Consider the following 22,986-nt stretch of genomic DNA (forward strand, 5'->3'; position numbering starts at 1 on the left):
CCACCGGAGAGTGCCAAAAGGCACACCAGAGAGGAAGTACATTATGAGCAATCCGAAGGAAGAAGCCGACCAGGGCTACATCGTCCCGGACCCGTCCACCGTCAGGGACGACATCCCGGGCGACGCCGGCGATGAAGCGAACGAGATCCGCTTCAGTGAAGAACAGGCACTGATCGAGGAACAAGCCAAGGGCATCCGCCCTGACAAGTACGATGTCCCCAGCGGTGGCCCCACCATGGACGAGGCCCGCGGCAACCTGGACATCTCCGACCAGACCGGCACCGCTCCGTCGGACGACAGCAGCGATGACGGCCTGCACGGCGGCGCAGAAGCGTAAGGCCCCGCCGTCGTAAAGCCCTGCCCGCCCGACTGGGTAGCAGTTGTTGCCGTTTAGAAGTCTCTAAAGGGCAACGACTGCTACCTACTTGGGTCAGGGGGCGGGGTTGGTGAGCTCCCGGTAGAGGTTTTCCACACGGTGTTTGATGTCGTCGCGGACCAGGCGCATACGTTCCATGCCCTCGATCCCCCGCAGAGACGGCTCCTCGGGCTCCCACAGTTCAAAGCGCGTGCCTTCGCGCGGTTCCAGCTTGGCCTCGGTTCCCAGTACCACTACGACGTCGGCCGCCTCGATGCCGGCGTCCGTCACCGGCTTCGGGTACTCGGCCGTGATGTCGATGCCCAGTTCCTGCAGTGACTCCACCACCTCCGGGTTGAGGGCGTTGCCCGGTTTCGTGCCGCCGGAACGGACGTCTACGCTCCCGGCAGCGATCTGGTTCATCAGGCCGGCGGCAAGCTGTGACTTCCCGCCGTTCTTGCTGCAAACGAACAGGACGGACGGGGTTTTGGATGATTCCTGGGTCATAAGGGTTTTCCTTTGGAGTGGCGGCCGTGATCGGTTGTAGACGGCGGGAGGTTGGGCAGGTGCCGGCGGTCAGCTGGTTCCGGAGCGGCCGTGGGACAACCCTGTGGGGAAGCCAATGAGGACGGGTTCCGGGCTGGAGCAGCACGAGCCCTGCTGTTCCGCGGCCGCCGCCGGAACGTCACAGGAGGTGCCGCCGTCGGACGAGCAGACCCCGGTTTCCGGGAGCTGGAGCTGCACAGCATCGGCGGCGTCCCGGTCTCCCGCGAGCGCTGCCGCGATGGACCGGACCTGCTCGTAGCCTGTGGCCAGCAGGAAAGTGGGTGCGCGGCCATAGGATTTCATGCCCACGATGTAAAAGTCCTTGTCCGGATGGGCCAGAACCTTGGCACCATGCGGGGCAACGGTACCGCAGGAGTGGAATTCGGGGTCGATCAACGGCCCCAGCGCCTGTGGCGCTTCGACGGCGGGGTCCAGTTCCAGCCGGAGTTCGCTGAGGATTCCCAGATCAGGCCGGAATCCGGTGCAGGGAACCACGACGTCGGCGCTCAGCGTGCGACCGTCCAGTGCCTCGACTGCCACCTGGGTATCCAGTGTCTTCAGGGAGCCGATGCCGAAGCGGGTGTGCAGCTGGATGGTCCCGGCCTCCACCAGCCGGCGGACGCGCGAGCCGAGCTGGCCGCGCGAGGGCAGGCCGTCCGCGTCGCCTCCGCCGTAGACTTTCTCGGCCGAGGCGCCCCGCACAGCCCACATAATTTTGGTATCCGGCTCCGCCTTGGCCAGGTCAGCCAGGTTGATCAGGGTGTTGGCTGCCGAGTGGCCCGCGCCTACCACGAGTACCCGGTGCCCGGCGAAGACTTCCCGGTCCCTGCCCAGGACGTCCGGCAGCGGCGAGGAGATCCTGCTTTCAGATTCCGCCTCCCCCACGGCCGGCAGCCCTGAAGTGCCCAGCGGATTGCGCCTGGACCAGGTGCCCGAAGCGTCCACGACTGCCGCAGCGGTGATGTCCCGGACCGTGCCGTCGGTGTGCTGGACCCGAACGGTGAAGGGTGTGGCATCACGGTTGCGCTTGTGGGTCTTGTCCATGCCCTGGCGCGTGACGGCTGTGACCCGGGCGTTGGTGTGCAGGCGGCTGCTGATAGCTGGTAGCGCGGCCAGCGGTGCCAGATACTGATCGATCAGTTCTCCGCCGTAGGGCAGTGCGGTTGGCCGCGGCGGCTCCCAGGACCCGGCCGCCGAGCCGCCGTCGGTGGTCGAGCCTGTCGAGACCGAGCCTGCCCCGGTGGTCGAGCCTATCGAGACCTCTTCCAGGAGCCGAACTGCCGCGGCGTCGAGGTTAAACCGCCATGGTGAGAAGAGGCGGATGTGCCGCCACTGCTCGATCGCCGCGCCAGCTGACGGCCCGGCTTCGAGGATAAGCGGCTCCAGTCCGCGCTCGAGCAGGTGGGCTGCGGCAGCCAGGCCAACCGGGCCGGCACCGATCACAACAACGGGGAGGGTCTTCTTGGCATCCATGGGGGGTTCCTCAGTATCGGTGGGCGTTCCCCCAACTACGTAGCAGTAGGTGCCGTTTACGGGGCTGTAAAGGGCAACAACTGCGACCTAGTTGGGGGCGGGCAGGGTCAGCTGTGGGACGGTTCCTCCACCAGCGCCGTGGCGATGCTGTCCGCGTCCTCCAGGGCAGCCAGGTAGCGTTCGGCATCGAGGGCCGCGGCGCAACCAGTCCCGGCAGCGGTGATGGCCTGGCGGTAGCGGTGATCCACGGCATCGCCGCACGCAAACACGCCCGTCAGGTTGGTCACCGTGGTGGGTGAATCGACCTTGATGTAGCCCTCGGCGTCCAACTCCACCTGGCCGGCCACCAGTTCGGTACGCGGCACGTGGCCGATTGCGACGAAGATGCCGGTGGCAGCCTGCTCGCGGGTTTCGCCGGTGCGTGTGTCCGTTAGCGTGACGCCGGTAACCTTGCCGTTGCCGTGGATCCTGGACACCGCCGAATGCCAGGCGAACTTGATCTTGGGGTTGTCCTTGGCCCGCTGGGCCATGATCCGGGAAGCACGTAGTTCACCTTTTCGGACCACAATGGTCACGGTCTTGCCAAATCGGGTCAGGAAGGTGGCTTCCTCCATTGCGGAGTCGCCACCGCCCACCACGATGATGTCCTGGTCACGGAAGAAGAAGCCGTCGCAGGTGGCGCACCAGGAGACGCCATGACCGCTGAACTGCTTTTCCTCAGGCAGGCCCAGTTCCTTGTAAGCCGAGCCGGTGGCGAGGATGACCGCAGGCGCGCTGTGGATAGTTCCGGCTCCGGTGACCACGGTCTTGAGGTGCCCTTTGAGGTCCACTGACGTGACGTCGTCGAACACTACTTTGGCGCCAAAACGCTCCGCCTGCCCCTGGAGGTTGTCCATGAGCTCCGGGCCCTGGATGCCGGCAGGGAAGCCCGGGAAGTTCTCCACCTCGGTGGTGTTCATCAGGGCGCCGCCTGCTGTGACAGAGCCGGCCAGAACCAGGGGTTCCAGGCCTGCGCGGGCGGCGTAAATGGCTGCGGTGTAGCCTGCGGGACCGGACCCGATGATGATCAGCTGTTCCGTTGTGGCGTTATCGGTGCTCATGGCGGGGCTCCTTATGTTCTGGCTGCTGGCGGGGTGGGGTGGCTACTGCGCGTCCTTGTGCGCGGCGGGCAGCAGCCCCGCGATGAGGGCTTCGATGCGGCCCTTGATGTCGTCGCGGATGGGCCGCACGGCGTCAACGCCTTGGCCCGCGGGGTCCTCCAGGACCCAGTCCTCGTAGCGCTTGCCGGGGAAGTAGGGGCATTCGTCGCCGCAACCCATGGTGATCACGACATCCGATTCCTTGACTGCTTCTGTGGTGAGGACCTTGGGGACCTCGGCGGACATGTCGATGCCCAGCTCGGCCATAGCCTCGACCGCGGCAGGGTTCACCTTGTGGGCGGGCTGCGAACCGGCTGAGCGGACCTCAATGGAGTTTCCGGCCAGGGTGGTGAGGAAGGCTGCGGCCATTTGTGAGCGGCCGGCGTTGTGAACGCAGACGAACAGGACGGACGGCTTTTTAGCGGTTTCGGTGCTCATTTGGGGGTTCTCCTGGGACGGGGCCGGGTTTAGGGAGGGTGGGGTCTTACGGTGCGGACGGGAAGTAGCGCTTCCGCGCCCACAATGCCGCATACACCAGTGCAACAAGCGCCGGGACTTCAATCAAGGGGCCGACGACGCCGGCAAGCGCCTGGCCGGATGTCACACCGAAGGTGCCGATCGCCACAGCGATGGCAAGTTCGAAATTATTGCCCGCGGCAGTGAAGGCGAGGGTAGTGGTTTTGGCATAGCCAAGGTCAAGCCATTTGCCGATCACCATGCCGGCGCCGAACACCACCACAAAATAGACCAGCAGGGGCAGCGCGATCCGGGCGACGTCCAGCGGCCTGGACGTAATGGTGCCGCCCTGCAGCGCGAACAGCAGCACGATGGTAAACAGCAGCCCGTACAGCGCCCACGGGCCGAGCCTGGGCAGGAAGCGGTCCTCGTACCAGTCGCGGCCTTTGGCCTTTTCCCCCAGGGTCCTGGTGAGGAAGCCGGCCACCAGCGGGATGCCCAGGAAGACCAGGACGGAGAGGGTGATGGCCCAGAACGAGAAATCAGCGCTGGTGGTGGGCAATCCCAGCAAGGTAGGCAGGAGTTGCAGGTAGAACCAGCCCAGGGCGCCAAAGGCGATTACCTGGAAGACGGAGTTGATGAAGACCAGCACGGCCGCGGCTTCGCGGTCCCCGCAGGCGAGGTCATTCCAGATCATCACCATGGCGATACAACGGGCCAGGCCCACGATGATCAGGCCGGTGCGGTACTCCGGAAGGTCCGGCAGGAAGATCCAGGCAAGGGCGAACATCAGCGCCGGTGCTGCCAGCCAGTTGATCACCAGGGAGGTGACCATAAGCTTCCGGTCCGCCACCACCCGTCGCGTCTGGTCGTAGCGGACCTTGGCCAGCACCGGGTACATCATCACCAGGAGGCCAATGGCGATGGGCAGTGATACTTCGCCCACCTTCACGGCATCCAGGGTCGTGTTCAGCCCGGGGACAAAGCGGCCCAGCAGGATGCCGCCGATCATGGCGGCGATGATCCAGACGGGAAGGAACCGGTCCAGAGTGGAGAGCTTCCCAACGACGGCCGCCTCTCCTGTGCGTGCTGGCGGCGGGGATGTCTGGATACTCACGGGGCTCCTGGCGGAAGATTGATGCTGGTCGATGCAAGTATCCTCAAATATATTGATGAATGTCAATGTAGGTGCATAATGGACTACATGAACTCCCTGCAAATTCTGGAACCGGCAACGGATGAAGCCTGCTGTGCGCCTGCCTCAGCGCCTACCCTGGACGCCGACGAAGCCAGGCAGAGGGCGCTGGTTTTCAAGGCGCTGGCGGATCCGAACAGGTTGCGCCTGCTCTCCATGGTCAGGGCAGGCGAGTCCGGGGAGTCCTGTGTTTGTGACCTCACCGAGCCGCTGGACCTTGGTCAGCCCACGGTGTCGCACCACCTGAAGATCCTGGTCGACGCCGGCCTGCTCCACCGCGAGAAGCGCGGCACCTGGGCCTACTACTCAGTGGTACCCGGCGCCCTTGAGCGCACGGCGGAGCTGTTGACCGGCCTCTGACCCAACTAAGTAGCAGTAGTTGCCCTTTACAGCCCTGTAATGGGCAACTACTGCTACTTAGTTGGGCAGGCGGCGCAGGGGTTACTTGGCCACCAAGGTGAGCACGTCGTAGGTCGCCACGATCTCGTCGTCCTGATTGGTGAGCACGGCATCCCAGGCCACCTCGCCATACTCGTCAGTTTCGCGCGGCGTGATCTTCTTGGCCGTAAGCGTGACCCCGATCGAGTCTCCGGCGGCCACTGGCGTGACGAAACGCAGGTTTTCCAGGCCGTAGTTCGCCAGGACGGGGCCCGGCGCAGGATCAACGAATAATCCGGCCGCCCAGCTGAGCAGCAGGTACCCGTGGGCCACGATGCCCGGGAAGAACGGGTTGGCCTCGGCCGCGGCATTATCGGTGTGGGCATAGAAGGTATCGCCGGTGGTGTTGGCGAACGCCGAGATGTCCTCCAGCGTCACCTGCCGCAGGTCTGACCGCACGGCGTCGCCAATGTGCAGCTGGGACAGGTCCTTCCGGAATGGGTGGACCTGCTCGGTTTCAACAGTGAAGTTCCGGTCAGCGCCGGTGTGCCAGATGCCCGTAACGGCCGTCAGCATGTTCGGCGAGCCCTGGATAGCCGTGCGCTGCATGTGGTGCAGCACCGAACGGATGCCACCGAGTTCCTCACCGCCACCGGCGCGGCCAGGGCCACCATGGACCAGGTGCGGAACCGGCGAACCGTGGCCGGTGGAGGAACGGGCATCCTCACGGTTGAGCATCAGGACACGTCCGTGGTGCGCGGCAATTCCGGTGACCAGTTCACGGGCTACAGACGGATCATTGGTGCAGACAGTAGCCACCAGCGAGCCACCTCCCCGGGCGGCGAGGCGGACGGCGTCGCTAAGATCTGCATACCCCACCACTGAAGACACCGGGCCGAACGCCTCCAGCGAGTGGACGCTTTCGGCATCGGAATCGGCCCAGCTCAGGAGGACCGGGGCCATGAAGGCGCCGTCCTCCACGACCGCCTGGGTTCCGTCCGCAGACCTGACCGACGGCGAATCCAGAGTTCCGTACGCGAGCTCACCACCGGCGTCGAGCATGGCCTGGACGGCGGCACGCACATCTGCGAGCTGCTCCAGCGACGCCAGGGCGCCCATGGTCACACCCTCAGCCCGGGGATCGCCCACCACCACGCGCTCCTCAACGCGCCGTCCGACGGCGGCAACGACGTCGGACACCAACTCCCGGGGCACGATGGCGCGTCGGATGGACGTGCACTTCTGGCCGGCCTTGACGGTCATTTCGGTAACCACCGACTTGATGAAGGCGTCGAACTCCGGGGTGCCTGGAACCGCATCCGGGCCGAGGATGGCGGCATTGAGCGAGTCGGTCTCGGACGTGAAGCGCACGCCGCCCTGCACCACATTCGGGTGTGACTTCAGCGAGCGCGCGGTGGACGCAGAACCGGTGAAGGCCACCAGGTCGCGGTAGTCAAGCACATCCAGCAGACCGCGGACCGAGCCGGACACCAGCTGCAGCGAGCCCTCCGGCAGGATGTTGGATTCGATGATCGCCTTAACCACCGCGGCGGCAACGTAGCCTGTTGGCGTGGCCGGCTTCACGATGGTGGGCACACCCGCGAGGAACGCCGGTGCCAGTTTTTCAAGCATGCCCCAGACCGGGAAGTTGAAGGCGTTGATCTGGACGGCGACGCCCGGAATGCGGGTATAAATATGCTCGCCGGCAAACGATCCGTCCTTGGCCAGCACCTCCATGGGTCCATCCACCACCACCTGCGCGTTGGGCAGCTCACGCCGGCCCTTGGACCCGAAGGTGAAAAGCACTCCGATGCCGCCGTCGATATCGATCATCGAGTCGATCCTGGTGGCACCTGTCTGTGCCGAGAGCTCGTAGAAATGCTCCCGGCGGGCGTTGAGGTACTGCGCCAGCTCCTTCAGCATCAGGGCGCGCTGGTGGAAAGTGAAACCGCCCAGCCCTGCCTGTCCCACCGTGCGGCCGTAATGTACGACGGCGGAGAGGTCCAGCCCTTCGCTGCTCACCTTCGCAAGAAGCCGGCCAGTGCTGGCGTCCCGGACGGGAACGCCATCCGCCGCATCAGCCGCAGGCGTCCACCAGCCATCCTGGACGAAGCTGGGGACGGTCTCGATGGTGCTGTCGGCTGTTTCCGGCATCGTGGCAGTGGTAGTCATCTTTGACAGGTCCTTCCAGGCGGTCAACGGGCCAGCTGCGTACCTCCGCATTACTGACCGTCCGTTCGGTAATATATCCCAACCCTACATGGAAGCCCCCGGGGAGCCAAGACCCCGGGCCGCGCGGGGGGAAGGCTCACCCTTCCACCTCTTGACTTGCATACCCCCCGGGGGTATTGTTTCCAGTGTTGTCAGTGAGTGGCATGTCCCGGCCGCGCAAAGCGCCGCCATCACAGCCGTTCAACCCCAGCGCCCATCGCTTCTTCGTCAAGAAATGGAAACTGACATGTGTGGAACTGAGAACCGGACCGAACTTCCTTTGGCCGCCTCCACCGCGGGCTGTTGCTCGACAAGCTCCGGAACTTCCCCCGATCGAACATCCGCCGGTACCGGCTTTGACGTTGAAGGTCTGACCTGCGGTCATTGCGCCCGGACGGTCGAGAATGCCGTCACTACGCTTGATGGCGTAGACGCCGCTTCCGTAGGCCTGGTCCCCGGTGGCCGCTCACGCCTGGTTGTCACCGGAAACGTCGATCCCGCAGCTGTCCGCGAGGCCATCGCTTCGGCCGGCTACGCAGTCACCGGCCACTGACCCTTAACCTTCCAGCCCGGGCGGGTTCCACCCGCCCAGGCCGGGTGTCCTCATGAGGAGGAAACAATGCAACATCACACCAAGCACGCCGGCCACCCGGTCGAACAGCCGGCTGAGCACCATGGCCCCGCGCCTGCAGCCGAGCAGTTCGACGAGCATACGGCGAATGAGGGCCACCACGGCCAGCATGATCAGCACACGGGCCACAGGACTCAAGCGGACCACGGCAGCCACGGTCCGCAGGACGAGCATGCCGTGCACACCCACGGGCAGCACGCCGGCCACAGCACTGCCATGTTCAAGAACCGCTTCTGGCTGACCCTGGCCCTCTCGGTTCCGGTGGTGTACTTCAGCCCGATGATAGGCCACCTCCTGGGCTATATGGCACCGGTGTTCCCCGGTTCGGCCTGGATACCGCCGGTGCTGGGGACAGTGATCTTCTTATACGGAGGCCAGCCATTCCTCAAGGGCGGATGGCAGGAACTGAAAAGCCGCAGGCCGGGAATGATGCTGCTGATCGCCATGGCCGTCACCGTGGCGTTCGCTGCCTCCTGGGTCACCAGCCTGGGCCTCGGCGGGTTCGACCTCGACTTCTGGTGGGAGCTCGCGCTGCTGGTGGCCATCATGCTCCTGGGCCACTGGATTGAAATGCGCGCACTCGGCTCCGCGCAGGGCGCCCTGGACGCCCTCGCGGCCCTGCTGCCGGACGAGGCGGAACGCATCACCGATTCCGGCACCGAGACCGTCCCGGTCTCCGAGCTGCACGAAGGCGACACAGTATTGGTCCGATCCGGGGCTAGGATGCCTGCTGATGGAGAAATTGTCGACGGCGAAGCAGAGTTTGACGAATCCATGATCACCGGGGAGTCCAAGACTGTGCCCCGCTCACCCGGGGACGCTGTGGTGGCCGGCACCGTCGCGACGGACAACAGCGTCCGGGTGCGCATCACCGCCGTCGGAAATGACACCGCGTTGGCAGGAATCCAGCGGCTCGTGGCCGAAGCCCAGGCCTCATCTTCGAAGGCACAGGCGCTGGCGGACCGGGCCGCTGCGTTCCTCTTCTACTTCGCCACAGGTGCCGGTGCCATCACCTTCATTGTGTGGACCCTGCTGGGCAGCGTCCCCGACGCCGTTACCCGCACCGTCACTGTCTTGGTCATCGCCTGCCCACACGCCCTGGGCCTGGCCATTCCACTAGTAATCGCCATTTCAACCGAGCAGGCGGCGCGAGCCGGCGTCCTGATCAAGAACCGGATGGCGTTGGAGCGGATGCGTACCGTCGACGTCGTCCTGTTCGACAAAACCGGCACCCTCACCGTGGGCGAACCGGAGCTGAAAGACGTTGCCACGGCACCCGGCACCGAGCCGGGCGCCCTGCTTGCCCTGGCTGCCGCCGTCGAATCCGACAGTGAGCACCCGGTGGCCCGGGCCATTGTCCGTGCCGCCCGGGAGCGCCAAGTGGCTATTCCGCGGGCGACAGGCTTCAGCTCCCTGACCGGACGCGGCGTCCGCGCCTCCGTGGACGGCAGGACCGTGCACGTGGGCGGACCTGCACTCATGCGTGAACTGGACGCTGTTGAACCTGACGGGCTCGCTGCTCCCATCCGGCAATGGATGGGCAGGGGTGCCGCCGTACTCTACGTCATCGATGGAAAGCAGGTGCTGGGCGCAGTCAGCCTTGAGGACAGCGTCCGTCCCGAGTCCCGCCAGGCGGTGGCGGCCCTTCAGGACCGTGGGGTGAAGGTGGCCATGGTTACCGGTGATGCCCGGCAGGTGGCGGAGGCCGTGGCAGAGGACCTGAAAATCGATGAGGTCTTTGCCGAGGTGCTCCCCGCAGACAAAGACAAGAAGGTGGCCGAGCTCCAGGCACGTGGAATGAAGGTGGCCATGGTGGGCGACGGCGTCAACGATTCCCCTGCCCTGGCCAGGGCAGAAGTGGGGATCGCCATCGGCGCCGGCACCGATGTCGCCATGGAATCCGCCGGCGTGGTCCTGGCCGGGAACGATCCCCGCGCAGTACTGTCCATGGTGGATCTCTCGCGGGCCAGCTACACCAAGATGTGGCAGAACCTGGTCTGGGCGACCGGCTACAACGTGCTGGCAGTTCCCCTGGCAGCAGGCGTCCTGGCTTTCGCCGGCGTGGTGCTTTCACCGGCTGCGGGTGCCGTACTGATGTCCGTGTCCACGATCGTAGTGGCCCTCAACGCACAACTCCTCCGGCGGATGAAACTCAACCCCTCCGCGGTCCGTTAAACCCGCAACCCACCGCACTGATTCTGCTGACTTCCAAAGGACCTGAACTCATGAACAAGAAACTCCTGGCCTTCTCAACGGCTGCGATTGCTGCTTCCTTAGCCATGGCCGGCTGCGCCGGAACAACCGGGACGTCCGGCACGCCCGGCGCCGATCCCATGCCGGGCATGCATCACAGCACCGGTTCCAGCGCCGCCGCCGGCTCGGCGGCTGAGCATAATGCCGCGGACGTGGCGTTCGCGCAGATGATGATCCCCCATCACGCCCAGGCTGTGGAGATGTCCGGCATGATCCTGGCAAAACAGGGCATCCCGGCTCCGGTCACTGCCCTGGCCACGAGGATCAAGGAGGCACAGGACCCGGAAATCCAGACCATGACCGGCTGGCTTAAGGAATGGGATGAGCCGGTAGACATGGCAGCGGGCCATGACGGACACTCTATGGCCGGGATGATGGACGACGCTGCCATGAAGGAACTCGAGGAGGCCCAGGGGCCTGAGGCGGCACGGCTCTTCCTGGAGCAGATGATCGTCCACCACGAAGGTGCCCTCACCATGGCCCGGACCGAGTCCGAAGAAGGCAAGGACCCCCGTGCGGTTCAGCTCAGCAAGGAGATCATGACCGCACAGGAGGCCGAGATCAAGGAAATGAAGGAGCTCCTCGGCACACTCTGAGGCACCCTAGGCTGGATCACCGTTTGCTCAGCCGGTGCTCCAGCCCGTTCCTGACCGCAGGCCACTCGTGCTGGAGGATGGAGAACACCACCGTGTCCCGGAGTTCACCGCTGATGCTCCGCTGATGGCTGCGCAGCACACCATCCTGCTTTGCGCCGAGCCTGGCAATGGCTTCCCGCGACTGGTGATTGAGCCAGTGGGTGCGGAATTCCACCGCCGGGCAGTGCAGCACCTCAAACGCGTGGCGCAAGAGCAAGAGCTTGGATTCAGGGTTGGTGCCGGTGCCATGGGCAGAGGCGGCGTTCCAGGTGTAGCCGATCTCCACCCGGGGCGTCGCGGCGTCAATATTGCAGTACGTGGTCATCCCGATGATCCGGCCCGGGCCGCCCGTGGCGGGGTCGATCAACCGGGTGGTGAACGGCAGCATACTGCCCGCCGCCTGCATGTCCAGCCGTTTACTAATCGCCGCCGCCATGCCCTCGGGAGCGGGAACCGAGGTGTACCAGAGCTTCCACAGCTCGCCGTCCTTGGCGGCCTCCACCAGGCCGTCATGGTGGTCCGGGTGGAGCGGCTCAAGAATTACGTTTTTGCCGGTCAGGGTCAAGGGCTCAAGGAAAGTCACCAGACCAGCCTAGGCCCAGCCAGCTCATCCCGTTACGCTGTGAAGAGGACCAATGCGGCTAGCAGAGGAGCGGATGTGTCAGGCACCAACCCGGATCCGGAAGATGACAAGGTGACAGGCCTGGAGCCGGGAGGCGGAGTACCCCCAGGGGAAACACCGCCCGGCGAAGCCTCCACCAGCGGCCCGCAGGGCCACGATGAGCACGGCACGCGCAAGAGCACCCAGTTCCTATGGATCGCCATCATTGGAATCGTGGTGGTGCTGTCGCTCCTGTACTTCGTCGGCTACATTGTGGGCTTCTTCGACTAGTTCCCCGGGGCTCGTTCCCCAAGGCAGGCGTTAGCTGGGCCAGTCGAAGAAGCCCTTCCCGCTCTTGCGGCCCAGCTCGCCGCGCGCCACCTTGTCCCGGAGGATCTGCGGAGGCGCAAACCTCTCCCCCAGCGTGGAGTGCAGGTACTCGGCAATGCCCAGGCGTACGTCCAACCCCACAATGTCCGTGGTCCGTAACGGGCCTGTGGGGTGCTTGTAGCCAAGCACCATGGCGGCGTCGATGTCCGCAGCCGTTGCCACCCCTTCCTCCACCATGCGCATGGCCTCCAGCGCGATCGCCACGCCCAGCCGCGAAGACGCGAAGCCCGGCGCATCATTGACGACGACGGGGGTCTTGCCGAGCGCCTCAACCCAGCCCTTCGCGGCAGCGGCGAGTTCCGGCGTCGTCCGCTTTCCCACCACCACCTCGATCAGGGTGGAGGCGGGCACCGGGTTGAAGAAGTGCAGGCCCAGGAAGTTCTCCGGGCGTTCCAGCTCGGCGGCCAGGCCGTCCACGGAAAGCGAGGACGTGTTGGTGGCGAGGAGCGCGTCCACACCGAGCCGGCTTTCGATGCTGCGCAGTGACGCCACCTTGAGGTCCCAGTCCTCCGGGACGGCCTCGATCACCAACTGGCGGCCGGCAAAGTCGTCGTAGTCGGCGGAGACGGTCAGCCTGCCGGAAAATTCGGCGGCGCTGCGGGTGGTCACCCCTCGTTCAATGCTCTTGGCGACGGCGGACTCCACCCTTCCGCGGGCGGCCTCCGCAGCTTCCGGGTCACGTTCCACCACCAGGACATTGCAGCCCTTGAGCAGGAAGGCGTGCGCAATGCCGGCACCCATCCGCCCGCCGCCCAGGACGCCGACCACCGCCGGCAGGATGGCTCCGGTTTCAGCGTTGCTCATGCGTCCTCCTCGGTGGACCCGGCGGGCTTGCCAGTCTCGGTTGACTCCGCCGGCTCGGCGGCAGGTGTTCTCTTCTTCAAAAAGTCCTGCATCCGATCAAACTTGGCCTGCGACTCAAACAGGATCCCCTGTGCCAGCTGGTCTATCAGCGGGTGGGCTTCGGCCGGTGCATGAAAGACGGATTTGGTAATCCGGACAGCCAGCGGGTCCTGCCGGCCGATTCGGTCCGCCAGGTTGTGGGCGGCGTCCATCAAACCCGGCGCCTCGTGGATTTCGGTGATCAGGTTCGCGGCGAGTGCTTGCTCGGCGCGCAGCACCAGTCCGGCCAGCAGGATCTCCTTGGCCAGCGGCTCCCCCACCAGCTCGCGCAGCCGCCAACTTGCGCCGGCGGCGGCCAGGATTCCAAGGCCGGTCTCCGGGTTGCCGATCCGCACCGATGGCGTGCCGATCCGGAAGTCCGCGGCGTACGCCAATTCGGCGCCACCGCCCAGGCAGTAGCCATCCAGCGCCGCGATCACGGGCATGGGCAGCTTGGCGATCCGGACGAACAGGCCGGAGTTGATCCCCTGCAGGGCATCGTCCCGGCGACGGCCGCGCAGCTGGGCAATATCCGCACCGGAAGCGAAAACCCCGCCGGCCCCGGCCATGATCAGGACTTTGGGGCGCCGTTCCAGTTCGGCGCAGACAGCATGTAACTCGTCCACCATGGTTTGGTCAATGGCGTTACGGACCTCGGGCCGGTTGAGGAGCACTACCACCCGGTCAGCGCGATCCTCCACCAGGAGCGTGCTGAAGGTCTGTTCCCCCAACATGGTCAGACCCTCTCCAGCAGCATCGCAGTTCCCTGGCCCACGCCAATGCACATGGTGGCCAGCCCCAGCCTGGCGTCCTCGCGTTCCATCCTGCCCAGGAGGGTGATGGTTAGCCGGGAACCGCTGGAACCCAGCGGGTGCCCCAGGCTGATGGCCCCGCCGTCATTGTTGACGATGTCCGGGTCAAGGCCCAGGCGCTGCATGGTGGCCAGTGACTGAGTGGCAAATGCCTCGTTGAGTTCGACGGCGCCCAGCTCCCCAGCAGTAATTCCGGTCCGGGCAAACACCTTTTGCGTTGCCGGAACCGGTCCGATGCCCATGATTTCCGGCTCACAGCCGGCTGAGGCACCATCTATGATCCTGGCCCGTGGTGTGAGGCCCAGCTTGCCGATGGCTGCTTCCGACGCGACGATGATCGCGGACGCGCCGTCATTGAGGGTGGAGGAGTTGCCGGCGGTTACTACCGAGCCGCCGGCCACCACCGGCCGGAGTCCAGCCAGGATGTCCATAGTGGTACCGGAGCGCGGGCCTTCGTCCGTGTCGACCACTGTGTCCGAGTTCCGGCCCTTAACAGTCACGGGGACGATCTCGGCGGCAAAACGCCCGGCGGCAATCGCGGCCAGTGACTTCTCATGGGAACGGACGGCGAAGGCATCGGCCTCCTCGCGACTGATGCCATCTACCCGGGCAACTTCCTCAGCGGTTTCCGGCATGGAGTACGTCATCTTGCCGTCACGGGAGAGCCCGCCCGTCTGGAACCGCGGATTGGTGAAGCGCCAGCCGATCGAGGTGTCAAAAATGGCGCCCGGCTTGGCGAACGCGGTAGCTGGCTTTTCCTGTACCCACGGCGCCCGGCTCATGGATTCCACCCCGCCGGCAATAACAACGTCGGCGGCGCCGGACTTGATCATCTGGCTCGCCTGGATGATAGCACTCAGTCCGGAAGCGCACAGCCGGTTTACCGTGATGCCGGGTATATGGAGCGGAAGCCCGGCCAGGATGGTGGCCATCCGGGCGACGTTGCGGTTCTCTTCGCCGGCCCCGTTGGCATTGCCCAGGATTACTTCATCGATGGCATCCGGATCCAGGCCTGCCCGTAGCACGGCTTCCCGGACCACCAACGCAGCCAGGTCGTCCGGCCGGACGGCGGAAAGGGCTCCACCGTAGCGGCCCACCGGGGTACGTACCCCGCCCACCAGGAAAGCCTGTGGTCCTGCAGCGGCTGAGGCCATGAGTAACATCCTTCGCGAGTAACGGCAGTGTTAATGGTCCGGCCGGTTCCGAAGGAAACCCGGGACATTACCGACCGTTCGTTCACTAAAGATTACACTCCCCACCCGCCCGGTCAACAAGGCGGCAGGGATTACGCGACAACCAGCCCCAGATGACTGGCCAGCAGCGGCGCCAGCAGGCTCAGCTGATAATCGTCCACCACCACGCCGGACAAGTTGCCCAGCCCGCTGATGGTGCGGAAATCCGTGCTGCGCAGGTCGAAATCCCTAAGTTTGGCGCCGTTGAGGTCCAGCGTGCCGATGGTGCAGTTCTTGAAGGCTACCCGGGCCGCAGTGGCAGAGCCGAGGTCCAGTTCATTGATGATGCAGTCGCTGATCAGGACGTCGTTCAGCTTGGCACCGTGAAGATTCAGGAAGTCCACCTTGCCACCGTCGATCCGGACCGACTGCCACGTGCTGTCATATACCTCGGCGGAGCCAAGCCGCGGATTGGTGAGTTGTACGTCCCGCCAGCTGGTCCGTGCCGCCTTGAACACCGGCGCGTAGAGTTCCGCGAGCAGGCAATCACTGAACGCCGCACTGCGCAGCTGCGTTTCATTGAAGGAGGCGCCCCGGAATTCACACTCGGCAAAGACTGTGCCGTTCAGCTCCAGACCATCAGCGGCCGCACGGCCGTACCTCCCGCCGTCGTACCTTTCGCCACGCTGGAAGTCCGGGTCCGGGTCCTCGGTGAGGCCTTCAAGCGAAAGCGCCGAAAGACGAGGTGCGGTGACTTTCGCAGAACCGGCCACTAGAGGGACTCCGCTTTGGCTGCGATTTCCGCCAGGTCCTTGGCTAGGGCCTTCCGGCTCATGGCCATGCCCAGCTTGCCGAACAAGGCCATGGTGATGCGGTTGAAAGTGCTGGGATTGGTAATTTCGGCCCCGAACGTCAGTGTCAGATCTGTGCCGCCCTTGCGCTCACTAAGGCTGAATCGGGTGGTGTAGTCCGCCCCGCCCTGGACAGCCTTGACGGTAGTACTGCGCGGCGGATCGACGTGTGTCACCCACATTTCGACGGTCTCGGAGCGGCCCATCATGGTGCGGGTTTCCTTCCAGCGCGTGCCCTCGCCATAGGGACCGTCACTGAGCATTTGTACCGACTTGACGCCCGAAAGTGTCTCCACAGACCCCGAAATATCCGTGATCACCGACCACACCGTTTCCGGGGGAACCTGGATGTGCTGGGTGAGGCTGGTGCTGTGATCCATGGCTCGAGCCTAGCCGGGGGCTGCGACAATCACTACGGCTCCGGCCGTCCTACGGCAGAGCTTTGTTGCCGCAAAAAGTGCTAAGCATGCTTCGTGTTAGGGTGAAAAATGTAAGTGCTTGATCAATCGGTAGACGAAAGGTGGCATCCGCCATGGGTATCGGAGACAAGATCGGAAACGCCGCGGAGCATGCGGGAGGCAAGGCTAAGGAAGCCGCCGGCAAGGTCACGGACAACGAGCGCCTGGAACGCGAAGGCCAGACCGACCAGCTGAAGGCAGATGCCAAAAAGGTTGGCGAGGACGTCAAGGACCAGTTCAAGCACAACGACTAATGCCATAAAACGACGCCGGCGGCCACCATCTGCACGAAGGTGGCCGCCGGCGTCATTATTGTTTCCAGGCGGAGGTCAGGCGACGATCGGCACCTGGAGTGAATGAACTAGCTGAAGAGCGCGTTCTGCGGCTCGTTGGTCTTGACCTTCTGCCAGCCCAGCCACAGCAGCAGCGCAAAGAATGGGATGGTCGCCAGGGTCCAGAGGCCCAGGTGGAAGACCTCGCCGGACTTGCTGGTCATGGTGTCAAAGCCAATCAGAACAGTGATGGCAAGCAGGGCAATTAGGCCGGCCCAGCTGCTCCATGTTCCGCCCGGGGCGGGCAGGGACGAGACCTTGCCCTTCTTCTTGCGCAGCGCAATCTGGCTGGCGAAGATGGCACCCCAGGTGAAGATCACGCCGATGGATGCGGAGTTGAGCGCGAGGTCGAACGCGTGTGAACCGCCCAGCAGGATGTTGAGCAGGATGCCCACGAGGTAGACCGCGCCGATGGCCAGGATAGCCGCGTAGGGAACGTGGTTCTTGGACATCCGGGTCAGCCAGGTCGGAGCATGGCCGTTATTGGCCATGGTCCGGAAGATCCGGCCGATTGAGTACAGGCCCGAATTGCAGGAGGACAATGCGGCGGTGATGACGATCATGTTCATGACATCGCCCATCCAGCCGAGGCCCATCTGGCCGAACACAGTGACGAACGGCGAGGTGCCGGCCACATACTGGTCCGAGGGCAGCAGCATGGCCAACAAGGTCACGGAGCCGACGTAAAACACCACAATGCGGAAGACGACGGCGCGGATGGCCTTGGGCACTTCCTTGGCCGGATCCTGCATCTCGCCGGCGGTGATGCCGACGAGTTCAATTCCGTTGTAGGCGAAGATCACGGCGTTCAGGACCAGGATCATCACCAGGGCGCCCTTGGGGAACATTCCGCCTTCGGCTGCGAAGAGGTTGCTTACTGCTGCGTGGCCGTCGCCCACCTGGGCATTGGTAACCACCATGAAGGTGCCTACCACCAGGAAGATCACAATGGCACCTACCTTGAGGCAGGAGGCCCAGAATTCGAATTCGCCAAAGGCCTTGACGCTCAGGAGGTTGACGCCCACCAGCAGCAGCAGTGCTGCAATGGCGGAGAGTTCAACAGGCACGTTGGGGAAGAAGAACTGGAAATAGAGTCCGATCGCGATGAGCTCGGCGATGCCGGTCATGGCCCAGTTGATGAAATACATCCAGCCGGACAGGTACGCGCCCTTCTTGCCGAACATTTCACCTGCGTAGCTGACGAACGAGCCCGAGGTCTGGCGGTACATGATCAGTTCGCCCAGTGCCCGCATCAGCAGGTAGGCGATGACGCCGGCAATGGCGTAGGAAAAGATGAGCGCCGGGCCAGTGGAGGCCAGACGGCCACCGGCACCCATAAAGAGGCCAACGCCAATGGCGCCGCCCATGGCGATCATGGTGACCTGGCGGCCGCTCAGGGACTTCTTGTAGCCCTCGGCGCTGAGGGTGGGATCTACGACGGCGGTGGATGGTGCCGTGCTGGACTGGAGTTCTGTGGGGGTACTTTGTGGCACAACAATTCCTTGTGGGGGTTGGGAGTGCGCGCATGTCCGGAAGACGAGTGATTCCGGACACAAAATTCGGCGTTCTGCCCAGAGGGCAACCGTTTGTTGCGGAATAACGCGTGCAACCGAAGCTTCGCGCGGCTTGACCATCCTACAAGACGCGCCAGGGTGCCACGTGACGTTCGCTACACCATCCCCGTCTGAAGTACCAGATTCTGCTCGCCGTCCACGCCTACCCAGTAGCGCCGCAGCTCGCCTTCCCCGGTGGTGGAGCAGCCGGTTGCCAGTTCAAAAGCGTGCTGGTGCAGCGGGCAGATCACCACGTCCTGGTCTATGGTGCCGTCTGCAAGAGGGCCGCCCCGGTGCGGACAAACCGCGGACAACGCCCGCAGTGAGCCGTCCCGGAGGCGGAACACAGCCACCTGCTCGCCCTCAACGGCGAAGGCGCGGCCCTCACCCACGGGGATCTGCTCCACGGGCCCCAGGACGTGGACCGCAGCGGTTCCCGATCCGCCGTCGGGCTTGACTCTTTGATCGTCCGGAATGCCCTGACCCTGTGATGGCATGTTCATTGCACCGGCACCTGCGGCAGAACAGTCAGCGGCAGGGAGGTGCGGAACTGGCCCGGCGTCAGCGGATCGTTGCGTTCGCTCCAGGGGTCCACGTAGTTGTCCACCGATGCCTGCATGGCCGCGTCCAGCCGTGCCGCCATCCCCTCCGAATCTTCCACGATCACCGCACGAAGGTGCTCGATCCCCACCCGCGGCACAAAAGCGTAGGTCCGTTCCAGCCAGTTGGCCTGCTCACGGTAGTACTGCATGAACCGGCCGGTCAGCACCTTGACCTCCTCAGGATCATCCACCGTGGCCAGCAAATCTCCCTTGCGGATGTGCGCCCCGGCAGCTCCCCCGACATAGATTTCCCACCGGCCGCCCTCCACCGCCACCACCCCAACGTCCTTGACCAGCGATTCAGCACAGTTGCGCGGGCAGCCGGATACCGCCAGCTTAAGTTTGGCCGGCGCTTCGATGCCTTGGAAACGGGACTCGATCTCCACACCCAGCCGGGTGGAGTCCCCCGTTCCGTAACGGCAGAAGTCCTTTCCGACGCAGGTTTTCACCGTGCGGAAGCTCTTGCCGTAGGCGTATCCGGAAGGCATGTCCAGGTCCGCCCAGACCTGCGGCAAGTCCTCCTTGCGGATGCCCAGCAGGTCGATGCGCTGCCCCCCGGTCAGCTTGATCAGCGGCACTTTGTGCTTCTCGGCGACATCCGCGATACGCCGCAGTTGCTGCACGGATGTCACTCCGCCCTTCATTTGGGGCACCACGGAAAACGTCCCGTCGCGCTGGATGTTGGCGTGGACCCGGTCATTGATGAACCGGGCGTCGCGTTCATCGATGTACTGATCGGCCAGCATCATCTTCAGCAAGGAAGCCAGGCCCATCTTGGACTTCGCGTCCTCGGTGCTGCCTGGGGCCAGCGCCTGGAACACCGCCGAAACGGAGCGGAGCCCCCGCTTCCGGATCTCCGCCATGAGTTCGCGCTTTTCCAGCGGGATGCCGGGCACGTAGTAGCCGGCAGTTGAGTCCTCTTCCACCGCTCCGTCCGCCGCCCACTCAACAACCTGACCCACCAGGAGCTTGCAGGACCCGCATCCTTTCCCGGCCCGGGTGGCATCCATGGCGCTGGCCAGCGATTTGCAGCCGCCCTTCACGGCGCCTACCAGATCGCCCTTGCTGACCCCGTTGCAGTTGCAGACCTGCGCATCGTCGGACAACTCAGCCACGCTTACATCGGTTCCTGGGGTGCCGAGATCGAACAGCAGGTTGATCCGTTCCGCAGGTAGCGGCAGTCCGCGGTCGTAGGCCTGGGTCAGGAAAGCCACCTTACGGCTGTCGCCCAGCAGGGTGGCGCCCACCATCTTGTTGTCACGGACCACGATCGACTTGAAGACACCCCGGCTGGGCTCGGAAAAAACAATGTGTTCATCGGTATCCCGTTCCGGTCCGTGCAGACCCATCGAGGCAACTTCGACGCCGGCCACTTTCAGTTTGGTGGCCGTTCGTGAGCCCAGGTAAGCGGCGCTGGTGTCCGTCCCGGTCACGTGCTTGGCCAGCACCACGGCCTGTTCCCACAGCGGGGCCACCAGGCCGTAGACCTCGCCTCGGTGCTGGACGCACTCGCCCACAGCGTAGATGGCGTCCTCGTCCTGGACGCGCAACTGGTCGTCCACCACAATGGCCCGTTCCACCGGCAGGCCGCTAACCACGGCCAGGTCCACATTCGGGCGGATGCCGGCCGCCATTACCACCATGTCGCAATCAATGTCCGGTTTGCCCCGCACGCTGACGCCGGCGACCTGCTCGGTTCCCAGCACAGCCGTAGTGCGGCTGCCCGTATGTACGCCGATCCCCAGCGCCTCCATGCTCCGGCGAAGCACCGCACCGCCGTCGGGCCCCATTTGCGCGCTCATAAGATGACTGCCGGAATGGACCACCTCCACCTCAATGCCGTGGCTACGGAGTCCGTAAGCTGCTTCCAGGCCCAGCAGGCCTCCGCCGATCACCACAGCCTTCCGGTGGTGCTCATGCTGGGCGTGGGCCACCATTTTGCGGGTGTCGTCGATGGTCCGGAAGCCGAAAATTCCGGGCTTGAGGGCGCCGCTGAGCATATTCAGGCCGTCCATGGGTGGCAGGTGGGAGCGGCTGCCGGTGGCGATGATGAGGACGTCATAAGGGGTCACCCGGCCGTCGCTGGAAAAAACGTGCCTGGTGAACTTGTCTATTCTGTCCACCGTGACGCCGGCGTGCAGGTCGATTCCGTTGTCCTGGTACCAGCTCAGGGCATTGAGGAAGATGTCAGCGTCGCTTTCCTCGCCGGAAAGGACGTGGCTGAGCATGATCCGGTTGTAGTTTCCGTACGGCTCGTCGCCGAAGATGGTGATGGCGAACTGCTCCGCTCCGCCGCGGGCCAGAATTTCCTCCACCGCCCGGGCGCCCGCCATTCCGTTCCCGATCACGACGAGTTTCCTCCTGGTGTCCCGCTGCTTCCGGGACGGTTGCGGCCTGCTGAGGACGGCAGCCATCAGTGTTCCACCATCCCGAGGTCGATCACCACAGAGCCGGAGGTACCTTCAGGCGCAGCGAGGAACAACTCAATCACCGAGCCGCCTTCAATGTCCTCCACCACCCGCAGGGGCACGTGGACATCGCTCTTGGCTCCGATCGGAAAGTAGCGCATGGGCTGGCCGTCCCGCATCAGCACAACAGTCACCAGCTCGTTGCTGGTGTTGCCGCCGCGAAAGTAGAGCGTCTGGTTGACGGCGCCATCCGGCACAAAGCGCATCAGTTCGCTGTGGAGGGGTACGGGTTTTTCCATGCCCGCACCCTGGAAAGGGAAAATGCCCTGCAGGAAAAGGTTCTTGGTAATCACGGACAGATCCTTTCGGCCGGCGGAACTCTATGGCCCCATGATGCGCCGCCTATGTTTCCGCCCGCCGGTCCCCCGGTAACGATCCTTTAACGCAAATCTCACCAATTTTCAGTCAGTGGACGCCGGCCAGGCGGCGCAGGATGTCCGCCGCAGGGTCCGCAACCGCGTCCCGGAAGCCCGTGCCCGCCCAGATGTTGATTCCCTCCGCATCTCCGGCCGCGGCTGCGGCTTTGCGGAGGGGACTGGTCAGGTGATGGATGGCCGGATAGCCGGCGGGGGCCAGCTCGTGGAAACGGTCTACGAATCCGTTCCGCAAGGCGCGGGCGGGGCGCCCGGAGAACGACGCCGTCACAACGGTTTCACTCCGGCCCTCGTCTGCCAGCGCGGCCTTGTACGTCGTGGAGGCTCCGCTTTCCGGACTCCTGAGAAGTACGGTTCCCACAGCTACCGCCTCGGCTCCATGGTCAAAGGCCTCCGCCGCACCTTCCGGTGTAGACACGCCACCCGCGCCCCACAGCGGAAGTCCGGTCCTTGACCGCACCTGATCCAGTAGTTCCGCCAGCGGAATATGCCCGGTCGGGACGCCTGGCGTCCAGGTGCCCGAATGCCCGCCCGCGGTATGCGACTGGACCACCAGCGCGTCGACGCCGATTGCCTCGGCCTGCTGGGCCTCGCTGGCATTCGTCACCGTCTGGACCACCAGGGATCCGGCCTTCCGGAGGCGGCGAACGGCTTCCGCCGAAGGAAGCCCGAAGGTAAAACTTACGGCCGGGACCGGGTCGCTGGTTAGCAGGTCCAGCTTGGCGTCCCAGTAATCGTCATCCTCGAAGACCTCGGCGGCCTCGATGGAAACTCCATAGCGGGACGCCACGTCACGGAGCGCTATGGCGTAAGCCCGAAAGGCCGCCCTGTCCACGGGAACCGGGTTCGGCACGAAAAGGTTGACGCCGAAAATATCCGTTCCGCCGTGCGCAGCGCGCAGGTCTTTGCCTGGGCTTTCGTGTGGCTGCTGCCCGGAACCTGCGCGTACGTGCGCTATCTGTTCAGCGAACTGGTCCGGGGTTTTGTAGCCGCCGGCAAGGAATCCCACTCCGCCTGCTTCGGCGGCGGCCAGCACCAGCGCCGGAGTACTGGGACCGCCGGCCATCGGAGCGGCCACCAGAGGAATCCGGGCACCGAGGCCGGCGAGGAGGCCGGTGGCGGGCAGTGCCTGACTTCCGCTGGAAGCACGCTGTGCTGCGGATTCCTGGCGATCGGTCATTGACGTAACCCCTCAAGCTTGCTCCTCGCTCCGGCAGCG

General features: G+C 64.6%; 24 protein-coding genes. 7 read left to right on the forward strand and 17 right to left on the reverse strand.

Annotation, left to right across the window (positions count from 1 at the left end; all coding sequences use genetic code 11):
- Nucleotides 1-43 precede the first annotated feature (43 nt).
- Nucleotides 44-337, forward strand: a complete 294-nt coding sequence (locus ACWA13_RS14170) for a hypothetical protein (RefSeq protein ID WP_463934816.1) — start codon at nucleotides 44-46, stop codon at nucleotides 335-337.
- Between the two features lie 93 nt (nucleotides 338-430).
- On the opposite strand, the gene ACWA13_RS14175 is transcribed toward ACWA13_RS14170, so the two are convergent.
- The 5 genes from ACWA13_RS14175 to arsB all read right to left on the reverse strand — a co-directional run bounded on the left by ACWA13_RS14175 (nucleotide 431) and on the right by arsB (nucleotide 5,086).
- Nucleotides 431-862 (reverse strand): arsenate-mycothiol transferase ArsC, encoded by a 432-nt coding sequence (locus ACWA13_RS14175; RefSeq protein WP_463934817.1) that lies wholly within the window; start codon nucleotides 860-862, stop codon nucleotides 431-433.
- 69 nt (nucleotides 863-931) lie between these two features.
- Entirely contained in the window at nucleotides 932-2,374 is a 1,443-nt protein-coding gene (locus tag ACWA13_RS14180) for an FAD-dependent oxidoreductase (RefSeq protein WP_463934818.1), read from the reverse strand.
- Between the two features lie 107 nt (nucleotides 2,375-2,481).
- Complete coding sequence (gene trxB / locus ACWA13_RS14185; protein WP_463934819.1) at nucleotides 2,482-3,474, reverse strand: thioredoxin-disulfide reductase; 993 nt, start codon at nucleotides 3,472-3,474, stop codon at nucleotides 2,482-2,484.
- A 42-nt stretch (nucleotides 3,475-3,516) separates the two neighbouring features.
- On the reverse strand, nucleotides 3,517-3,951 hold the full coding sequence (locus ACWA13_RS14190) for an arsenate reductase ArsC (RefSeq protein ID WP_463934820.1): 435 nt from the start codon (nucleotides 3,949-3,951) through the stop codon (nucleotides 3,517-3,519).
- Nucleotides 3,952-3,997: 46 nt separating this feature from the next.
- Entirely contained in the window at nucleotides 3,998-5,086 is a 1,089-nt protein-coding gene (arsB, locus tag ACWA13_RS14195; protein ID WP_463934821.1) for an ACR3 family arsenite efflux transporter, read from the reverse strand.
- A gap of 87 nt (nucleotides 5,087-5,173) precedes the next feature.
- Here arsB and ACWA13_RS14200 point away from each other — a divergent pair, with 87 nt between their 5' ends.
- Nucleotides 5,174-5,524 carry an ArsR/SmtB family transcription factor gene (locus ACWA13_RS14200; protein WP_463934822.1) on the forward strand — a complete coding sequence of 117 codons (351 nt, stop codon included), beginning with the start codon at nucleotides 5,174-5,176 and terminating at the stop codon, nucleotides 5,522-5,524.
- 81 nt (nucleotides 5,525-5,605) lie between these two features.
- On the opposite strand, the gene paaZ is transcribed toward ACWA13_RS14200, so the two are convergent.
- Nucleotides 5,606-7,714, reverse strand: coding sequence for a phenylacetic acid degradation bifunctional protein PaaZ (paaZ, locus tag ACWA13_RS14205; RefSeq protein WP_463934823.1), 2,109 nt, complete (start codon nucleotides 7,712-7,714; stop codon nucleotides 5,606-5,608).
- 286 nt (nucleotides 7,715-8,000) lie between these two features.
- Between paaZ and ACWA13_RS14210 the strand changes: the two genes are divergently transcribed.
- The 3 genes from ACWA13_RS14210 to ACWA13_RS14220 all read left to right on the forward strand — a co-directional run bounded on the left by ACWA13_RS14210 (nucleotide 8,001) and on the right by ACWA13_RS14220 (nucleotide 11,233).
- A complete protein-coding gene (locus ACWA13_RS14210; RefSeq protein WP_463934824.1) occupies nucleotides 8,001-8,306 on the forward strand; it encodes a heavy-metal-associated domain-containing protein in 306 nt (101 codons plus the stop codon).
- A gap of 66 nt (nucleotides 8,307-8,372) precedes the next feature.
- Nucleotides 8,373-10,559: a heavy metal translocating P-type ATPase gene (locus ACWA13_RS14215; RefSeq protein ID WP_463934825.1), complete on the forward strand. Its 2,187-nt coding sequence runs from the start codon at nucleotides 8,373-8,375 to the stop codon at nucleotides 10,557-10,559.
- A gap of 50 nt (nucleotides 10,560-10,609) precedes the next feature.
- Entirely contained in the window at nucleotides 10,610-11,233 is a 624-nt protein-coding gene (locus ACWA13_RS14220; protein ID WP_463934826.1) for a DUF305 domain-containing protein, read from the forward strand.
- A gap of 16 nt (nucleotides 11,234-11,249) precedes the next feature.
- Here the strand turns inward: ACWA13_RS14220 and ACWA13_RS14225 are convergent, their stop codons facing one another.
- Nucleotides 11,250-11,855: a GNAT family N-acetyltransferase gene (locus ACWA13_RS14225; protein WP_463934827.1), complete on the reverse strand. Its 606-nt coding sequence runs from the start codon at nucleotides 11,853-11,855 to the stop codon at nucleotides 11,250-11,252.
- A gap of 75 nt (nucleotides 11,856-11,930) precedes the next feature.
- Between ACWA13_RS14225 and ACWA13_RS14230 the strand changes: the two genes are divergently transcribed.
- Complete coding sequence (locus ACWA13_RS14230) at nucleotides 11,931-12,164, forward strand: DUF6480 family protein (protein ID WP_463934828.1); 234 nt, start codon at nucleotides 11,931-11,933, stop codon at nucleotides 12,162-12,164.
- Between the two features lie 30 nt (nucleotides 12,165-12,194).
- Here ACWA13_RS14230 and ACWA13_RS14235 read toward each other — a convergent pair whose 3' ends face one another.
- The 5 genes from ACWA13_RS14235 to ACWA13_RS14255 all read right to left on the reverse strand — a co-directional run bounded on the left by ACWA13_RS14235 (nucleotide 12,195) and on the right by ACWA13_RS14255 (nucleotide 16,360).
- Nucleotides 12,195-13,067 carry a 3-hydroxyacyl-CoA dehydrogenase family protein gene (locus ACWA13_RS14235; protein ID WP_463934829.1) on the reverse strand — a complete coding sequence of 291 codons (873 nt, stop codon included), beginning with the start codon at nucleotides 13,065-13,067 and terminating at the stop codon, nucleotides 12,195-12,197.
- Nucleotides 13,064-13,879, reverse strand: coding sequence for an enoyl-CoA hydratase/isomerase family protein (locus ACWA13_RS14240; protein ID WP_463934830.1), 816 nt, complete (start codon nucleotides 13,877-13,879; stop codon nucleotides 13,064-13,066). The genes ACWA13_RS14235 and ACWA13_RS14240 overlap by 4 nt, the downstream gene beginning before the upstream one ends.
- A 2-nt stretch (nucleotides 13,880-13,881) precedes the next feature.
- Nucleotides 13,882-15,111: a thiolase family protein gene (locus tag ACWA13_RS14245; RefSeq protein ID WP_463934831.1), complete on the reverse strand. Its 1,230-nt coding sequence runs from the start codon at nucleotides 15,109-15,111 to the stop codon at nucleotides 13,882-13,884.
- Between the two features lie 131 nt (nucleotides 15,112-15,242).
- Nucleotides 15,243-15,902 (reverse strand): pentapeptide repeat-containing protein, encoded by a 660-nt coding sequence (locus ACWA13_RS14250; protein WP_463934832.1) that lies wholly within the window; start codon nucleotides 15,900-15,902, stop codon nucleotides 15,243-15,245.
- Entirely contained in the window at nucleotides 15,902-16,360 is a 459-nt protein-coding gene (locus tag ACWA13_RS14255; protein ID WP_463934833.1) for an SRPBCC family protein, read from the reverse strand. The genes ACWA13_RS14250 and ACWA13_RS14255 overlap by 1 nt, the downstream gene beginning before the upstream one ends.
- A gap of 152 nt (nucleotides 16,361-16,512) precedes the next feature.
- On the opposite strand from ACWA13_RS14255, the gene ACWA13_RS14260 reads away from it, so the two are divergent.
- Nucleotides 16,513-16,692, forward strand: coding sequence for a CsbD family protein (locus ACWA13_RS14260; protein ID WP_463934834.1), 180 nt, complete (start codon nucleotides 16,513-16,515; stop codon nucleotides 16,690-16,692).
- A gap of 107 nt (nucleotides 16,693-16,799) precedes the next feature.
- Here the strand turns inward: ACWA13_RS14260 and ACWA13_RS14265 are convergent, their stop codons facing one another.
- The 5 genes from ACWA13_RS14265 to ACWA13_RS14285 form a co-directional block, all read right to left on the reverse strand.
- Nucleotides 16,800-18,263 (reverse strand): amino acid permease, encoded by a 1,464-nt coding sequence (locus ACWA13_RS14265; protein ID WP_463934835.1) that lies wholly within the window; start codon nucleotides 18,261-18,263, stop codon nucleotides 16,800-16,802.
- Between the two features lie 176 nt (nucleotides 18,264-18,439).
- Nucleotides 18,440-18,820: a Rieske (2Fe-2S) protein gene (locus ACWA13_RS14270; RefSeq protein ID WP_463937940.1), complete on the reverse strand. Its 381-nt coding sequence runs from the start codon at nucleotides 18,818-18,820 to the stop codon at nucleotides 18,440-18,442.
- Between the two features lie 2 nt (nucleotides 18,821-18,822).
- On the reverse strand, nucleotides 18,823-21,339 hold the full coding sequence (gene nirB / locus ACWA13_RS14275; RefSeq protein ID WP_463934836.1) for a nitrite reductase large subunit NirB: 2,517 nt from the start codon (nucleotides 21,337-21,339) through the stop codon (nucleotides 18,823-18,825).
- The gene (locus tag ACWA13_RS14280) at nucleotides 21,339-21,686 is read right to left on the reverse strand and encodes a molybdopterin oxidoreductase (protein WP_463934837.1); all 348 of its coding nucleotides are present in this window, start codon (nucleotides 21,684-21,686) and stop codon (nucleotides 21,339-21,341) included. The genes nirB and ACWA13_RS14280 overlap by 1 nt, the downstream gene beginning before the upstream one ends.
- A 112-nt stretch (nucleotides 21,687-21,798) precedes the next feature.
- Entirely contained in the window at nucleotides 21,799-22,947 is a 1,149-nt protein-coding gene (locus ACWA13_RS14285; protein ID WP_463934838.1) for an NAD(P)H-dependent flavin oxidoreductase, read from the reverse strand.
- Nucleotides 22,948-22,986: the final 39 nt, after the last annotated feature.

It is taken from the genome of Pseudarthrobacter sp. TRD_SC_9 (genome assembly GCF_055361265.1).

What these genes read in the sequence shown, in the direction of transcription:
- ACWA13_RS14220 (WP_463934826.1), top strand. Translation starts at nt 10,610, where the DNA reads ATGAACAAGAAACTCCTGGCCTTCTCAACGGCTGCGATTGCTGCTTCC.
- ACWA13_RS14240 (WP_463934830.1), bottom strand. Translation starts at nt 13,879, where the DNA reads ATGTTGGGGGAACAGACCTTCAGCACGCTCCTGGTGGAGGATCGCGCT.
- trxB (WP_463934819.1), bottom strand. Translation starts at nt 3,474, where the DNA reads ATGAGCACCGATAACGCCACAACGGAACAGCTGATCATCATCGGGTCC.
- ACWA13_RS14190 (WP_463934820.1), bottom strand. Translation starts at nt 3,951, where the DNA reads ATGAGCACCGAAACCGCTAAAAAGCCGTCCGTCCTGTTCGTCTGCGTT.
- ACWA13_RS14200 (WP_463934822.1), top strand. Translation starts at nt 5,174, where the DNA reads ATGAACTCCCTGCAAATTCTGGAACCGGCAACGGATGAAGCCTGCTGT.
- paaZ (WP_463934823.1), bottom strand. Translation starts at nt 7,714, where the DNA reads ATGACTACCACTGCCACGATGCCGGAAACAGCCGACAGCACCATCGAG.
- nirB (WP_463934836.1), bottom strand. Translation starts at nt 21,339, where the DNA reads ATGGCTGCCGTCCTCAGCAGGCCGCAACCGTCCCGGAAGCAGCGGGAC.
- ACWA13_RS14285 (WP_463934838.1), bottom strand. Translation starts at nt 22,947, where the DNA reads ATGACCGATCGCCAGGAATCCGCAGCACAGCGTGCTTCCAGCGGAAGT.
- ACWA13_RS14260 (WP_463934834.1), top strand. Translation starts at nt 16,513, where the DNA reads ATGGGTATCGGAGACAAGATCGGAAACGCCGCGGAGCATGCGGGAGGC.
- ACWA13_RS14170 (WP_463934816.1), top strand. Translation starts at nt 44, where the DNA reads ATGAGCAATCCGAAGGAAGAAGCCGACCAGGGCTACATCGTCCCGGAC.
- ACWA13_RS14175 (WP_463934817.1), bottom strand. Translation starts at nt 862, where the DNA reads ATGACCCAGGAATCATCCAAAACCCCGTCCGTCCTGTTCGTTTGCAGC.
- ACWA13_RS14245 (WP_463934831.1), bottom strand. Translation starts at nt 15,111, where the DNA reads ATGGCCTCAGCCGCTGCAGGACCACAGGCTTTCCTGGTGGGCGGGGTA.
- ACWA13_RS14270 (WP_463937940.1), bottom strand. Translation starts at nt 18,820, where the DNA reads ATGCCATCACAGGGTCAGGGCATTCCGGACGATCAAAGAGTCAAGCCC.
- ACWA13_RS14235 (WP_463934829.1), bottom strand. Translation starts at nt 13,067, where the DNA reads ATGAGCAACGCTGAAACCGGAGCCATCCTGCCGGCGGTGGTCGGCGTC.
- ACWA13_RS14210 (WP_463934824.1), top strand. Translation starts at nt 8,001, where the DNA reads ATGTGTGGAACTGAGAACCGGACCGAACTTCCTTTGGCCGCCTCCACC.
- ACWA13_RS14255 (WP_463934833.1), bottom strand. Translation starts at nt 16,360, where the DNA reads ATGGATCACAGCACCAGCCTCACCCAGCACATCCAGGTTCCCCCGGAA.
- ACWA13_RS14215 (WP_463934825.1), top strand. Translation starts at nt 8,373, where the DNA reads ATGCAACATCACACCAAGCACGCCGGCCACCCGGTCGAACAGCCGGCT.
- ACWA13_RS14180 (WP_463934818.1), bottom strand. Translation starts at nt 2,374, where the DNA reads ATGGATGCCAAGAAGACCCTCCCCGTTGTTGTGATCGGTGCCGGCCCG.